The following is a 14,005-nucleotide window of genomic DNA, read 5'->3' as shown; positions in this document are numbered from 1 at the left end:
GGAGAACACGCCATGAGCGGACGCTACGCACTGATCGGCCATCCCGTCGCGCATTCGCTGTCGCCGCGCATCCATGCGGCCTTCGGCGCGCAGTGCGGCATCGCCCTCGACTACGGCCTCATCGACGTCGCGCCGGCGGGTTTCGACGCCGCCGTCGCGGCCTTCGCGCAGTCTGGCGGCGCCGGGCTCAACATCACCCTGCCGCACAAGGAAGCCGCCCGCGCGCTGTGCGCCACGCTGTCGGAGCGCGCGCGCCGCTGCGGTGCGGTGAACACGCTGATTCGCGGCGCCAGCGGCTGGCACGGCGACAACACCGACGGTGCCGGCCTCGTGCACGACCTCACCGAGCGCCATCGGCTCGACCTTCGCGCCCGCAAGGTGCTGCTGCTCGGCGCCGGTGGCGCCGCCCACGGCGTGGCGCCCGCGCTCCTCGACGCCGGGATCGAGTCGCTGTGGATCGTCAACCGCAGCCCGGATCGTGCGGATGCGCTCAGCGACCGCCTGGGCGAGCCGGGCCGGGTGCACACCCGTTACTGGGACGACCTCCCCAACCTCGGCGTGTTCGACATGATCGTCAACGCCACGTCGGCGGGACGCAGCGCCAGCACGATGGCCCTGCCGTCGTCGCTCGCGACGGTGCGCACGCTGGCGGTGGACCTGAGCTACGGCGAGGCCGCGATCGCCTTCCTTGCCTGGGCGCGTTCGCAGCACTGCGAGACCGCGCTCGACGGTCTGGGCATGCTGGTGGAACAGGCGGCCGAAGCCTTCCGCCTTTGGCACGGCGAGGCGCCCGACACCGATCCGATCTACGCCGAGCTGCGCGCCGGCGCGGTGGCCCTGCACACGGCGGAGTGACCGCCGCGGCGGGCCGCCGCCGCTCATTCCAGCGGCAGGCCGAGGTAGGCGTCCTTCAGGCGCACGTAGTGCTTGGCCGAGTAGTAGAGCTGCTCGATCTCGCGGTCGCTCAAGCGCCGCACCGGCTTCGCCGGGTTGCCCAGCCAGAGTTCGCCGCTCTCCACGACCTTGCCTGGTGGCACCACGGCGCCCGCACCGACGAAGCCGTGCTTGCGCACCACCGCGCCGTCGAGCACCAGCGCCTTCATGCCGATCAGGCAGGCGTCCTCGATGGTGCAGGCGTGGATGCAGGCCGCGTGGCCGATGGTGACGTCGGCACCGATGATCGTCGGGAAGCCGTCCGGCTTCGTGTACGGGCCGTCGTGCGTCACGTGGATGATCGTGCCGTCCTGCACGTTGGTGCGCGCGCCGATGCGGATGTGGTTCACGTCGCCACGCACCACCACGCCGGGCCACAGGGAGGCGTCGTCGCCCAACGCCACGTCGCCGATCAGGTGCGCCCCCTCGTCGACGTAGCAGCGTTCGCCGAGCACGGGCGTCTTGTCGCGGAAGGGGCGGATGGGCATGGCGGGGCTCGCGAGGTGGGTTGCCGCGGATTCTAGCGGCGTCAACGCGGGCGGCGAGGCGTTCCTGCTACTGGCGCGGTCTTGCGCGCCTACGCGGATAGCGCGCCAACGAAGGAACGGGGTGGGCCGGCGTTCGCCGGCCCACCCCGCGCGTCTTCAGCCGTGGCGCGTCTGATCAGCGCAGGTCGAAGCGGTCCAGCTCCATCACTTTCGTCCACGCCGCCACGAAATCGGCGGTGAACTTCGCCGCCGAGTCGCTCTGCGCGTAGACCTCGGCCAGCGAACGCAGCTGCGAGTTCGAGCCGAACACGAGGTCGACCACCGTGGCCGTCCAGCGCACGGCGCCGCTCTTGCGGTCGCGGCCTTCCAGCACGTTCGGGTTGCCCGCCGAGCGCGACCACGCCGTGCCCATGTCGAGCAGGTTCACGAAGAAGTCGTTGCTCAGCACGCCGGCACGGTGGGTGAACACGCCGTGGGCGCTGCCACCGGTGTTGGCGCCCAGCACGCGCAGGCCGCCCACCAGCACGGTCATCTCCGGCGCGGTCAGCGTCAGCAGCTGGGCCTTGTCGACCAGCATCTCGGCGGCCTTGGCTTCGCAGCCCGGTTTGGCGAAATTGCGGAAGCCGTCGGCGTGCGGCTCGAGCACCGCGAACGAGGCGGCATCGGTGTGCTCCGGACCGGCGTCGGTGCGGCCGGCGTGGAAGGGCACGGTCACCGACTGGCCGGCGGCCTTGGCCGCGGCTTCGATGGCGGCACCGCCGGCCAGCACGATCAGGTCGGCGAGCGAGATCTTCTTGCCGCCCGTGGCCTTGGCGTTGAAGTCCTTCTGGATGCCTTCGAGGACCGCCAGCGTCTTCGCCAGCTCGGCCGGGTTGTTCGCCGCCCAATCCTTCTGCGGGGCGAGGCGGATGCGCGCGCCGTTGGCGCCGCCGCGCTTGTCGCTGCCGCGGAAGGTCGAGGCCGAGGCCCAGGCGGCAGAGACGAGTGCGGCGATGCTCACGCCGGAGCCCAGCACCTGCGCCTTCAGCGCGGCGATGTCGCTCGCGTCCACGAGCACGTGGTCGACGGCCGGAACCGGGTCCTGCCACACCAGCACTTCCTTCGGCACCAGCTTGCCGAGGTAGCGGGCGCGCGGGCCCATGTCGCGGTGGGTCAGCTTGAACCAGGCGCGGGCGAAGGCGTCGGCGAACTCCGCCGGGTTCTGGTGGAAGCGGCGCGAGATCTTCTCGTAGGCCGGGTCGAAGCGCAGCGCGAGGTCGGCCGTGGTCATCATCGGCTGGTGGAACTTCGTCGGGTCGTGCGCGTCGACGACGGTGCCGGCGCCGGCGTCGCCCTTCGGCTTCCACTGGTGGGCACCGGCCGGGCTCTTGGTCAGCTCCCACTCGTAGCCGAACAGGGTGTCGAAGTAGCCCATGTCCCAGGTGGTCGGGTTCGGCTTCCAGGCGCCCTCGATGCCCGAGGTGATGGTGTCCTTGCCCTTGCCGGTGCCGAAGCTGTTGGCCCAGCCGAAGCCCTGCGCCTCGACCGGGGCACCTTCGGGCTCGCGGCCCACGTGGCTCGCCGGCGCGGCACCGTGCGCCTTGCCGAAGGTGTGGCCGCCGGCGACCAGGGCCACGGTCTCTTCGTCGTTCATCGCCATGCGGCCGAAGGTCTCGCGGATGTCGCGTGCGGAAGCCACCGGGTCCGGGTTGCCGTTCGGGCCTTCCGGGTTCACGTAGATCAGGCCCATCTGCACGGCGCCGAGCGGCTCCGCGAGATGGCGGTCGCCGCTGTAGCGCTTGTCGCCCAGCCACTCGGTTTCCGGGCCCCAGTTGATGTCGTCCTGCGGCTCCCAGATGTCCGGGCGGCCACCGGCGAAACCGAAAGTCTTGAAGCCCATCGTCTCCATCGCGACGTTGCCGGCGAGGATGAACAGGTCGCCCCAGCTCAGGGCCTGGCCGTACTTCTGCTTGACCGGCCACAGCAGGCGGCGGGCCTTGTCGAGGTTGCCGTTGTCCGGCCAGCTGTTCTCCGGCGCAAAGCGCTGCGCGCCGTGGCCGCCGCCGCCGCGACCGTCATGGATGCGGTAGGTGCCGGCGGCGTGCCAGGTCATGCGCACGAAGAACGGGCCGTAGTGGCCGTAGTCGGCCGGCCACCAGTCCTGCGAGTCGGTCATCACCGCCTTGAGGTCGGCGACGACGGCATCGAGGTCCAGCGCGGCGAAGGCCTTGCGGTAGTCGAAGTCGCTGCCCAGCGGGTTCGACTTCTCGGAATGCTGATGGAGGATGGAAAGGTTCAGCTGCTCGGGCCACCAGGCGGCATTGCCGCCGTTGCCGGGCTGGGTGGTCGTTCGGCTGCCGGAGGAGAACGGGCACTTCGCTTCAGTGGACATGGGAGGCTCCTGTGGGGATCCGCGCGGCGGGGTTGCGGCGCTGGCGCGGCGGGATGCCGCGTGCCGAGGAACCTACGCCCCTCCCATGACAAGGAGAAATGGATTGTTTGACTCATGTTGATAGGCTGTGCCTATTAACTTGCTCGTGCCACGCCGTGGATCGCCCCCGCGGGGCGACGCAGCCTGGTGACGGCATGCGGGAGCACCGCTTGACGATGTGACCGGTCGCACGGGCCACCTGTGTTCGATGTCTCGAATCGAGACGGATTCATCCGTGGTTGGCCGACTGTCAGCGCCTTGCAGCATTCGCTGGGTCCACTCGTGGGTTTCTCCATGCCGTTCGGAAGCCCAGATGCGTTCCCTTCCTCCGTTCGCGGAGCCGGCGACATGACGGTACCGGCACGGTCGGGCGCCCCCACGCAGATCGTCAGCCTGCAGGCGCGCATCGTCCGCGCGTTTCTGGCGATCGGGGCGGCGCTGGTGCTCGTCATGGCGAGCGTCACCTTTGGCTTGACCGGGCGCATGGTCGACGCGGTCGAGGCCAAAGAGGCAAAGCGGGCGTGGGACCGCGTGGCCAGCATCGAACGTGCCAAGGCTGATCTGCTGCGCACGTTCGTCGACGACAACGTCTATTGGAACGCGATGGCGGCGTTCGTCGAGTCCGGCGATCCGGGGTTCCGACGCGAGACCTTCGATGTCTGGTTTCTCGACAATTCGGACACGGATGGCGTGTTGGTGCTCTCCCCGCAGGGAACGGTGCTGGTGGCCGGGCTCGCGGAGCGCGCCGCCGAGGACTTCGGCGATGCAGCATTGGAAGCGCCGGCGTTCGACGGCGCGGCGGGGCTCGTGGGCGTGGCGCCCGGGCTGATCGAGCGACTTCGCCGATTGCCGCAAGCGGCCATTGTTCGCAATGGCGGCGATACAGGCGTCACTTGGGTCGAGCATGACGGTCGTTGGATCCAAGTGGGCATCGGCGCGGTGGGTTACCGCGGTCAACCGCCGAACGGTGGATTGATGATGGTCCTTCGATCCATCGACCGGGATCGGCTCGTGGCACGCGCGATCGAAGCGCAGGTCGACTACCGCATCGTGGCCTTCGACGCCGATCGTCCGGCCATCGAGGCGCAGGATGATGCGGCGTTGTTGGCAGTGCCAATCGATGACCCGATCCTCGGCACCGAAGTGATGGCGGTTGCCCACCAGCCCTATGAACTCTCGGGCTTGCTTGGCCAAGTCCAGATGGTGACCGTCGTCCAACAGACCCTGCTGCTGGCGGCCTTGATCTACCTGTTGATCGAACTGCTGAAGCGGCAAGTCCTGGTCCGCATCCAGGCGCTTCGGCGAGAGGTCGAGGCCCTCCGTGTCGGCACCATTCGTCGCATGGACCTCCCCGGCCCGCGTGACGAGTTGACCCTGCTCGGCGAGGAGTTCGGATCGATCTACCGCACCCTCGACGGGGCGAGGACGGAGTGGCGGAAGGCCGCGCTCCGTGATCCGCTGACCGGGCTCGGCAACCGGGCGGCGCTGCAGGCCCGGCTGGAGGTTCTGATGACCGCTGGCCGAAGCTGGCCGGCTTCCCTTCATTTGCTCGACCTCGATGGTTTCAAGGCCATCAACGACGTGCATGGACACGCCACGGGCGACGCCATGCTCGTGGCCTTGTCGCGCAGCTTGGCGGCCATGCTTGGCCCGCGCGGGGAGGTGTTCCGCCTCGGCGGCGACGAGTACGCCATCCTCGCCAATCACGGGGATGACATCGGTCGCGAGGTGCTCGAGTCGGTGGCGAACGTGCGTGTGCTGGACGCTGCCGGGCATGCGCTCCGACTGCGCGCATCACTCGGGCGCGCCTCGCTGTCTCCGGACCTCGACTCCCCCGGAGATTGGCTGCGTCGCGCGGACATCGCGATGTACGAGGCGAAGCGGGCCGGTGGCAGTCGTTTGGTCGACTACGTGCCGTCGATGCGCGAGGCCCTCGTGGAGCGTGAGTCCATCGAGCGGCGCCTGCGTCGCGCGCTCGACGAAAAGCGGATCGATGTCGCCTTCCAACCGATCGTCTCCGCGGTGGACGGGCGGTTGACGGCGGTCGAGGCACTGGCGCGCTGGAACGATGCCGAACGCGGGCGCGTGCCGCCCGCGCGATTCGTCCCGGTGGCAGAGGAAGCGGGCTTCAGCGCCGAGTTGGATTTGCAGGTGCTGGCCAAAGCGTTGCCGGCCCTGGTGACCCTGCGGCGCGACGTTCCCGACCTGATTCTCCAGGTCAATCTGGCGCCGCCTTCCCTGTTGAGCCCGGGTATCGTCGAGCGCATCGACGGCCTGGTCCGGGCGGCCGGCGTGCCTCCGGAGGCGATGCTGCTCGAAGTGACGGAAAGCGCCTTGGCCGCTGACCCGGCCGCCATCACCGGCGTCATCGAGCGGCTTCGTTCACTGGGCCTGCGCATCGCCCTCGATGATTTCGGCACGGGCTACTCGTCGATGGCCCGACTCGCCGAGCTCAAGCCTTCGGCACTGAAGATCGACGGCCAGTTCGTCCGCGACCATCGAGGCGACGGGGACCGCATCATCCGATCCATTCTCGGATTGGCGAAGGCGTTCGGACTCCACGCCACGGCCGAGTTCGTGGAGACCGAGGAACAGCGCGACTACCTTCAGGCACTGGGTTGTGACGCCTTGCAGGGCTATGGCATCGCGCAGCCGATGGCGGAGGAGACCCTGCTCGAGTGGGTCGCGTCGCGCGCTGTCAGCGCGCGTCCTTGACCACCTCGCCACCCTTCATCACGAAGGGAACGCTTTCCAGCAGGGTCACGTCCTGCGTCGGGTCGCCCGGCACCGCGATCAGGTCGGCGAATCGTCCGGCTTCCAGGGCGCCGACGTCCTCCCGGTTCATCGCCGTCGCCGCGTTGATCGTCGCCGCCTGGATGGCTTCGGCGGGCGTCATGCCATAGCGCACCATCACCGCGAACTGCTTGCCGTTGTCGCCGTGCGGATAGATGCCGGCGTCGGTGCCGTAGACCATGCGAACGCCGGCCTGGTGGGCCTTCCGGAAGTTCTGCCGCTGGACCTCGGCGATTTCGCGGTCCTTGCGCAGGTTGTCCGGCAGCACGCCGTTCCGCGCGCCCTCGGACTGCGTGTACTCGGTGTTGTAGATGTCCATCGACAGCCATGCGCCGTTTTCCTTCGCGAGGCGGATGCCTTCGGCGTCGATCAGGCTGGCGTGCTCGATGGTATCGACGCCGGCGCGGATCGCCTCGCGGATGCCCGAGGCGCCATGCGCGTGCGCGGCGACCGTGAGGCCCCACTGGTGCGCTTCGTCGACGACCGCCTTCATCTCCTCGAAGCGCATCTGCTGCTGCCCCGGCTCGGTGTTGCGGGAGAACACGCCGCCGGTTGCGCAGATCTTGATCACCTGCGCGCCGTACTTGCGGAGTTCCCGGACGCGCTGTCGTCCCTCGTCCGGGCTGTCGGCGTTGTAGCGGCTGCGTTGCGCCATCGAGGGCGGGAAGTAGGTGCTGTCGCAGTGGCCCCCGGTGGCGCCGAAGGCGTAGGCGGCGGTCATGATCCGCGGACCCGCGACCTTGCCCTCGTCGATCGCCTGCCGCAGGCCGACGTCGTTCCAGGCGTCGGCGCCGAGCGTGCGGATGGTGGTGAACCCCGCCTCGAGTGTTCGCTGCGCATGCGGCACGGCGATCACCGACCAGTAGCGGTCGTTGAACTGGAGGCCGGTGTAGCCGCTGTGGGTCGGGTCGCTGTCGATATGCACGTGCATGTCGATCAGGCCCGGCAGCACGGTCATGTCGCCCAGATCAAGGCGCGTCGCGTCGGCCGGCGCGTCGACCGTGCGGCCACCGGTGGCGATCGCGGCGATGCGGCCGTCCACGACGAGCAGCTCGGCATCGCGCTCGACGCGGCCGCTGCGCGCATCGAACAGGCGGTCCGCGGCAACCACCGTGCTGTCCGCCATGGCCCCGTCGCAGGGAAGCAGCGCCAGTGCGATCGCAAGGGCGGAGGGGATGGGGTGCAGGGTGGACTTAGCCATGGAGCGATCCTTGTGGGACGGTGATCGGGTGCGGGGTGGATGGGGATGGCGGGGCGTGTTGCGACGCCTCGGCTTCCGGGGCGAGGCAGACGCGGTTGCGGCCGGAGGCCTTGGCCGTGTAAAGCGCGGCATCCGCGGCGATGAGGAGGGCCTTGAAGTCGCGGCGGTCGGGCAGCGAGCGTGCCATGCCGAAGCTGGCGGTGATGCCCAGCACCGTCGCGCCGAGGGGCACGGCCAGCGAGGCGATCGCCTCGCGGCAGGCCTCCACTCCGGCCAAGGCATCCGGGACATCGTCGGCGTCAAGCACGAGCCCGAACTCCTCGCCGCCCATGCGACCCGCCTGCATGCCCGGGCGCAGCGAGCCGCGGATGGCTTCGCCGACGGCGCGAAGCACCGCGTCGCCGGCCGGATGGCCGTGCCGGTCGTTGACCTGCTTGAAGTGGTCGAGGTCGAACAACGCCACGGCGACGCGGCGTCCGGACGCGTTGGCCGCGGCCAGGCGACGCTCGCACTGCGCGGTGAAGTGCGCGCGGTTGGCGAGCCCGGTCAGGCCATCCGTTTCCGCGAGCCGCTTGAAGGACAGCTGCAGGCGTTTCACCCGCAGCGCCCAGTGCACGACCAAGCCGAGCAGGACCGCGAGCAGGGCGAGTGCCAGCAGGAAGATGGTCTGCCGCTGTTCGCCGACGTCATGCTGCAGCCTCAGCAGCTGGTTCTGGCGCTCGAGCAGCTCCATCGACTGGGCCTGCTGCAGCGTCTGGTGGCGGGCCAGCTGCACGGCGAGTTCGCGCGCCTTGACCTCGTCGAGGTATCCGCGCTGCGCCTCGGCGAACTCCGCCATGCGACGCAGGGCCTCGGCGCTGTCGCCGCGCTGCCTCGCGACGTCGGCGAGGACCCGCAGGGCCTCTACCACCGGCGCGCTGAAGCGCGAGCCCCGTCCGGCCTCGACGGCGCGGCCGGCATGCACCGCGGCTGCCTGCACGTCGCCGAGGCGGAGGGCGACCTGCGCGAGCAGCGACTGCACTTCGACGATCAGGCGGGGATAGCGCGTGGCGTCGACGGCCTCTGCGTCGTCCGCCAGCAGCCGTCGCGCGGCGGCATCGTCTCCGGCGATGACGCGCAGGCGAGCGCGCTGAAGGCGGCTGAAGTGCACGGCCAGGCGGTTGCCGCCACGCTGGCATTCGTCGGCCAGTGCGACGACATCGGCATCCCTCACTGCCGCGGGCTCGAGTGCCATCCTCGACTCGAGCCGCAGGTAGCCGGCCGTGCAGCGCATGTCCGGGCTCGGCCGGTCGTCCAGTACCTGCTGCGCCAGCCGCTCTCCGTCCTGGTATTGGCCGAGCTGGTTCAGCAGCAGCGCCCCCGTGGCGATGCCGTCGTGCCGGAGGCGGCGATCCGCCACGTCGCCCGCGGTGCGCAGCAGTGTGTCGAGGTACTGGAGCCCGGTGTTGAAGTCACCAATCCCCGCGGCGCTGTTCACCACCAGCGCGGCCGAGCGGAAGCGCAGATCCAGCGCCGGCGTGGACTCGTGGAGCCGCTTCGACAGCCGGATCGCCTCCTCGAAATTCCCCGAGTAGGCTTGCGCATAGGCGGCGAGGAAGTCGAAACGATCGCGCTGCTCCGGCGTCGCCGCGTCGCGTTCCGTCGCCAGCGTGGCGAGCAAAGCGTCGAAACGGCGCGGATCCGAGCGGCGGACGGCGTCGGCCTCGGTGAGGCGGGCGTCGAAGTCGGCCGGTGTCGCGTGGGCCGGGGCCGCGAGCGCCAGCGCCGCGGCCACGAGCGCCCACGCCCCGCGCGTCATGGGGACCGCCATGCCCCGGGATCAGTGGGGCGTGGGCTCGGCCGGCGACGGCTCGGACGGCGGCGTGTCCTGCGTCGGCTCGTCCTCGGGCGCCTTCTCCGGGGCGTCCTCCGGTGGGATGAGGAGGCACCAACGCTTCGCGCCATCCCCGGCCAGCCCGCCGAGGGCGGCGGCGTCCCGCCGACGCAGCGCGTCACCCTCGGCGTCGGAGAGTGCGACGCCGAAGGCGCGCGCGGCGGCGTCGAGGTCGGAAAGCGGCATCGTCGGTTGGCGCGCCAGCGCGGAAAGGAAATCGATCAGTGTCGTCATCGCCGTGGTGTCCCCTGGTGGTCGGCTGTCGCGCCACGCGGACAGCGCGGTGGCGACGAGCCCAACAAGGAGCTTAGCAGCCGCGTCCGACGGATCGCCGGGGCGTCAGGCCGCCTCTCGCGGCAGCGTCGGCCCGGCGACGCGATCTCGGCCGTTGTGCTTGGCGCGATAGAGCGCGCGATCGCAGCGGTCGAGCAGTGCGGAGAGCTCCCGTTCGCACTCGTGGGTTCCGGTGAGCCCGAAGCTCGCGGTCACCGCGAGCACCGCCCCCCCGTCGACGGCGACCCGGGTGGTGGCGATCGCCTGCCGGAGCGCCTCGGCGTACCCGGCGGCCTCGGGCGGGGTGGCGCCGTCGAGCAGCACCGCGAACTCCTCCCCGCCGATGCGGCCGATCACGGCTGGCAAGGGTGCGGGCACGGCCCGCACCGCGCCGCTGACCGCGCGCAGCACGGCGTCGCCGGCCAGGTGCCCGTGGCGGTCGTTGACCTGCTTGAAGTGGTCGAGATCGAAGGTGACGAGCATCAACGGCACGCCTTCGGCGCGGCCGCGCGCCAGGAGCGCGGCGGCGACCTCGTTGAAATGCTGGCGGGTCGCGAGGCCGGTCAATGGATCGGTCTGCGCCAGCTCGCGGAACCGCGAGGCCTCCCTCCACAGGCGCCGCGCCCAGAGCACCAGGCCGGCCAAGGTCAGCACCAACACGGTGGCGACGACCACCGCGTTGCGCGATTCGGCCTTGGCGAGGCGTGCTTCGAGTTCGAGCACGCGGTTGCGTTCGGTCGCGAGGGCGAGCGCCTGCTCGCGCTGAAGGGTTTCGTGCTGCACCGTGCGGAATGCCCTCTCCTTCGTGCGGCTCTCCGCGGCGAGCGCGCGGCTGGCCGTGATGTACCCCTGGAGGTGCCGGAGTGCGGCGCTCGTGTCCCCGCGTTGCCGGTGGATCTCGTAAAGCACCTCCTCGGCCATGGCGACGGGCAGGCTGGTGGGATTGTCCTTCGAGGTCTCGATCGCACGCAGGGCTTGGCGCTCGGCCTGCGCCGCGCGCCCGTCGGCGAACTGCAGTTCCGCGTCGATGGCCAAGGCCTCGGCGACGAGGCGCGGGTAGCGCGTGCGCTCGATGCCGTCGAGGCGCGCTTCGAGCAGGCGCATCGCGGCGTCGCTCTCGCCGCGGTCCCCCAGGAACCGGACGTGCTCGATCGTGTTGAACGCCTTCAGCAGGGTCGATTCGTTCGCCCCCGCGCAGACCGCATCGACCGCGAGGAAATCCTCGGCGCGGAGCGACGGGTCTGCGGTGACGCGCCGCGCCTTGGCGATGAGGATCGCGGCGGAGCAGGTGTTGCGCGGATCGGGGAGCTCATCGATGAGGCGCTGCGCATACCAGCGGGCCAGCGCGTGCTGGTCGAGTTCGGAGTACAGCACCGCTGCGGCGCGCCAGACCTCGGCGATGCCGTCCCGGAGCCCGGCATCACTGGCCGGGTCGAGTGCGGCGATGTCGTTCAGCACCTGGCCCAGTTCGCGGAGCCCGGCCTCGAAGTCCCGTGTGCCGGCGCGCAGGTTCACCACGTAGGCCGAGGCGCGCAGGCGCAGCGCCCGGTCCTGTGCCGATTCGGCCAAGGGCTTCGCGAGGCCGATGGCGTCGTGGAAGCGGCCTTCCAGCGCAAGCCGGTAGGCCTGCAGGTACTGGAGGTGCTCGCGCTGGTCGAGGCTGGCGGGCTCGGGTTGCGATTCCAGGGCCCGTACGCCATCGACGAAGGCCCGCGGCTCCCGCGTTCGGAGCTCGAACAGGCGCGACATTTCGCGCTGCAGTGCCGGGTCGGTCCCGTCGTTGCCGCTGGCCTCGGCCGGCCGCGTGCCGGCGCCGGCCAACAGCGCGAGCGCCAGCAACAGGGCGGCGCGCATCGGCATGGGGCGGTAGGGCGCGGTCATCGCGGCGGTCGGGCGTCCATCGCCGGGGCGGCTCACCCGATCGTATCGCCGTTCGGCCCGCGGTGTGCGGGCTCGGGCTGCAGCGCGCGAGCCGGCGGAACCACGAGGGTGCTGTGCATGTGCAACCGGGCGTGGGCAAGCTCGCCGAGGGGCAGCGTGTCGATGCGTGGGCTGCCGATGGGCAGGGTGGCCGCCTCGTAGATCGTCACCGGATGCCCGTGCGGGTAGTCCTTCAACAGGCGGTCGACGAGGCGCTGGCGCTGCGCCACGGTGCTGCCACGCACGGCATAGGTGCGGTCGCCGGCGAGGCCCACCTGCCAGAGCACGAGCCACGCGCTGGTGTCGATGATGCGTCGGAAGAACAGCAGCTGGCTCGCCTCGAAGTGCGCGCAGCCCACCGCCCCGGGGTCGAGGCCGAGATCGGCGTAGAGGCAGTCCGCGGCCGAGACGCCGGGGTCCATGACGGCATCGAAGCCCTCGGCGCGCGCTTGGGCGATGGCGGCGTGCGGCACCTGCGCGAACACCCCGGGATGGCCGTAGAACGCCCCCACCACCCGTCGACCCGCGCGGACCTCGGTCAGCATCGCCTCGACCATCTCGCGATAGGTTTGCTGGCGCGGCTTGCCCTCGGCGTAGAACCCCTGGAGGCTGGTGATGCGCGGGTTGATGGTCGCTACCCATGGCTCGACGAGGGCTTCTCCGGCGGCCACGAACACGAGGTCGGCGGCTTCGATCCAGCCCCGGGACCGAGGGGTCAGGTGGGCGCCGAGCATCATCCCGAGGCCGACGCAGGCGAGCTGGCCGCGGGGAGCAGCGGGCGGGGTGTCGGCGGGCATGGCGGTCCTCGGGCGGGCGAGGGGGGAGACTAGCGGAGAGGTCCGGAGGGCGGAGGTCGGCCGGCCGGTCCGGCGACGCACTCCCAGCCGACGGGCCTCGGCGCGTCGGCCCGTGGCGCGCAGCGGGTGAATCCGACCCGCCGCATCAGCGCGGCCGCCGCGGCGTGCGACTCGGCGTGATGGCAGGTGAGCACCGCCAGGGCGGCGACGTCGAAGGCCCAGGCGCGCACCGCGACGACCGCGGCCGTGGCCGCGCCGCGGGCCTGCCACGCCGGCCAAAGGAGCACGCCGAGCTCGGCTTCGCCACCCGGCCAGTCCACGGATCGCAAGGCCAGCCCGAGGAGGCCGGCCGTGCCGTGGGCATGCTCGATCATCCAGTGACGGAAGCGCCCGCCCGCCGCGACCTGGTGCGCGACCATGGCGAGCGCCGCGCGAGCCGCCCGACCGGCCTCGAAGGGCGGACCGACCGAGCGCATGACCTCGCTGTCGGTGAAAAGCGCCACGCAGCGTCCGACGTCCGGCTCGGCGACGGGTCGCAACCGGAACGGCGGTGCGTCGAGGGCGATCGTGCTGGGCGGCGTGGCGCGCATGCCCCGAGTGTGCCGGCCTCAGCCGCGCGGCAGGTCGAACACCAGCACTTCGGCGCCGTCGCCGGCCTCGACCGCGACGGCCGCTTCGTCCTCGAACTTCAGCGCATCGCCGGCGCGCAGCACGTGGCCGTTGACCTTGGCGGCACCACGCGCGAGGTGCACGTAGGCGAGGCGGCCCGGCGCCAGCGGCAGCGTGGCCTGCTCTTCGCCATCGAAAAGGCCGGCGTACATCCGCGCCTGCTGCTGGATGCGCACCGACCCCTCCGCGCCGTCGGGGCTGAGCACGAGGCGCAGGCGACCGCGCTTCTCGCCGGGCGGGAACATCTTCTGCTCGTAGCCCGGGGTGATGCCGGCGCGGTCGGGCAGGATCCAGATCTGCAGGAAGTGCGTCTCGCCGCTCGGGTTGTGGTTGAACTCCGAGTGCAGCACGCCGGTGCCGGCGCTCATGCGCTGCACTTCGCCCGGCACGATGCTCGCACGGTTGCCCATCGAATCCTCGTGCGCCAGGGCACCGTCGAGAACGTAGCTGACGATCTCCATGTCGCGATGGCCGTGCTTGCCGAAGCCCGTGCCCGCGGCGATGCGGTCCTCGTTGATGACGCGCAGTGGGCCGAACTGCACGTGCGCCGGGTCGAAGTAGTCGGCGAACGAGAAGCTGTGGAAGCTGTGCAGCCAGCCGTGCGAGGCGCGTCCGCGTTCGTGGCCGGGGCGTGGGGTGATCATGGCG

Annotated in this window: 11 protein-coding genes; 2 read left to right on the top strand and 9 right to left on the bottom strand. The window is 70.9% G+C overall.

What is annotated here, in order from left to right; genetic code table 11:
• The first annotated feature begins 12 nt into the window (after positions 1 to 12).
• The gene (gene aroE, locus ACYVAK_RS04495) at positions 13 to 855 is read left to right on the top strand and encodes a shikimate dehydrogenase (protein ID WP_461058380.1); all 843 of its coding nucleotides are present in this window, start codon (positions 13 to 15) and stop codon (positions 853 to 855) included.
• A gap of 23 nt (positions 856 to 878) precedes the next feature.
• Here aroE and ACYVAK_RS04490 read toward each other — a convergent pair whose 3' ends face one another.
• Positions 879 to 1,421, bottom strand: coding sequence for a gamma carbonic anhydrase family protein (locus tag ACYVAK_RS04490; RefSeq protein ID WP_461058378.1), 543 nt, complete (start codon positions 1,419 to 1,421; stop codon positions 879 to 881).
• A gap of 175 nt (positions 1,422 to 1,596) precedes the next feature.
• Positions 1,597 to 3,792: a catalase/peroxidase HPI gene (gene katG / locus ACYVAK_RS04485; protein WP_461058376.1), complete on the bottom strand. Its 2,196-nt coding sequence runs from the start codon at positions 3,790 to 3,792 to the stop codon at positions 1,597 to 1,599.
• A 387-nt stretch (positions 3,793 to 4,179) separates the two neighbouring features.
• Between katG and ACYVAK_RS04480 the strand changes: the two genes are divergently transcribed.
• Positions 4,180 to 6,546, top strand: coding sequence for a bifunctional diguanylate cyclase/phosphodiesterase (locus ACYVAK_RS04480; protein ID WP_461058374.1), 2,367 nt, complete (start codon positions 4,180 to 4,182; stop codon positions 6,544 to 6,546).
• Here ACYVAK_RS04480 and ACYVAK_RS04475 read toward each other — a convergent pair.
• From ACYVAK_RS04475 to ACYVAK_RS04445, 7 genes are all read right to left on the bottom strand, one after another.
• The gene (locus tag ACYVAK_RS04475) at positions 6,530 to 7,825 is read right to left on the bottom strand and encodes a Xaa-Pro dipeptidase (protein ID WP_461058373.1); all 1,296 of its coding nucleotides are present in this window, start codon (positions 7,823 to 7,825) and stop codon (positions 6,530 to 6,532) included. The genes ACYVAK_RS04480 and ACYVAK_RS04475 overlap by 17 nt on opposite strands.
• The gene (locus tag ACYVAK_RS04470) at positions 7,818 to 9,635 is read right to left on the bottom strand and encodes a GGDEF domain-containing protein (protein ID WP_461058371.1); all 1,818 of its coding nucleotides are present in this window, start codon (positions 9,633 to 9,635) and stop codon (positions 7,818 to 7,820) included. Before ACYVAK_RS04470 ends, ACYVAK_RS04475 begins: the two co-directional genes overlap by 8 nt.
• Before the next feature lie 9 nt (positions 9,636 to 9,644).
• Positions 9,645 to 9,932 carry a hypothetical protein gene (locus ACYVAK_RS04465; RefSeq protein WP_461058369.1) on the bottom strand — a complete coding sequence of 96 codons (288 nt, stop codon included), beginning with the start codon at positions 9,930 to 9,932 and terminating at the stop codon, positions 9,645 to 9,647.
• Between the two features lie 105 nt (positions 9,933 to 10,037).
• Entirely contained in the window at positions 10,038 to 11,852 is a 1,815-nt protein-coding gene (locus tag ACYVAK_RS04460; protein WP_461058367.1) for a GGDEF domain-containing protein, read from the bottom strand.
• 32 nt (positions 11,853 to 11,884) lie between these two features.
• Positions 11,885 to 12,688, bottom strand: a complete 804-nt coding sequence (locus tag ACYVAK_RS04455) for an SAM-dependent methyltransferase (protein WP_461058365.1) — start codon at positions 12,686 to 12,688, stop codon at positions 11,885 to 11,887.
• Between the two features lie 29 nt (positions 12,689 to 12,717).
• Positions 12,718 to 13,278, bottom strand: coding sequence for a GNAT family N-acetyltransferase (locus ACYVAK_RS04450; protein WP_461058363.1), 561 nt, complete (start codon positions 13,276 to 13,278; stop codon positions 12,718 to 12,720).
• 18 nt (positions 13,279 to 13,296) lie between these two features.
• A complete protein-coding gene (locus ACYVAK_RS04445) occupies positions 13,297 to 14,001 on the bottom strand; it encodes a pirin family protein (RefSeq protein WP_461058361.1) in 705 nt (234 codons plus the stop codon).
• Positions 14,002 to 14,005: the final 4 nt, after the last annotated feature.

This window comes from Silanimonas algicola, from assembly GCF_054777375.1.
This window is presented reverse-complemented; position numbering and strand designations above follow the sequence as displayed.

What these genes read in the sequence shown, in the direction of transcription:
- aroE (WP_461058380.1), top strand. Translation starts at nt 13, where the DNA reads ATGAGCGGACGCTACGCACTGATCGGCCATCCCGTCGCGCATTCGCTG.
- ACYVAK_RS04490 (WP_461058378.1), bottom strand. Translation starts at nt 1,421, where the DNA reads ATGCCCATCCGCCCCTTCCGCGACAAGACGCCCGTGCTCGGCGAACGC.
- katG (WP_461058376.1), bottom strand. Translation starts at nt 3,792, where the DNA reads ATGTCCACTGAAGCGAAGTGCCCGTTCTCCTCCGGCAGCCGAACGACC.
- ACYVAK_RS04480 (WP_461058374.1), top strand. Translation starts at nt 4,180, where the DNA reads ATGACGGTACCGGCACGGTCGGGCGCCCCCACGCAGATCGTCAGCCTG.
- ACYVAK_RS04475 (WP_461058373.1), bottom strand. Translation starts at nt 7,825, where the DNA reads ATGGCTAAGTCCACCCTGCACCCCATCCCCTCCGCCCTTGCGATCGCA.
- ACYVAK_RS04470 (WP_461058371.1), bottom strand. Translation starts at nt 9,635, where the DNA reads ATGGCGGTCCCCATGACGCGCGGGGCGTGGGCGCTCGTGGCCGCGGCG.
- ACYVAK_RS04465 (WP_461058369.1), bottom strand. Translation starts at nt 9,932, where the DNA reads ATGACGACACTGATCGATTTCCTTTCCGCGCTGGCGCGCCAACCGACG.
- ACYVAK_RS04460 (WP_461058367.1), bottom strand. Translation starts at nt 11,852, where the DNA reads ATGACCGCGCCCTACCGCCCCATGCCGATGCGCGCCGCCCTGTTGCTG.
- ACYVAK_RS04455 (WP_461058365.1), bottom strand. Translation starts at nt 12,688, where the DNA reads ATGCCCGCCGACACCCCGCCCGCTGCTCCCCGCGGCCAGCTCGCCTGC.
- ACYVAK_RS04450 (WP_461058363.1), bottom strand. Translation starts at nt 13,278, where the DNA reads ATGCGCGCCACGCCGCCCAGCACGATCGCCCTCGACGCACCGCCGTTC.
- ACYVAK_RS04445 (WP_461058361.1), bottom strand. Translation starts at nt 14,001, where the DNA reads ATGATCACCCCACGCCCCGGCCACGAACGCGGACGCGCCTCGCACGGC.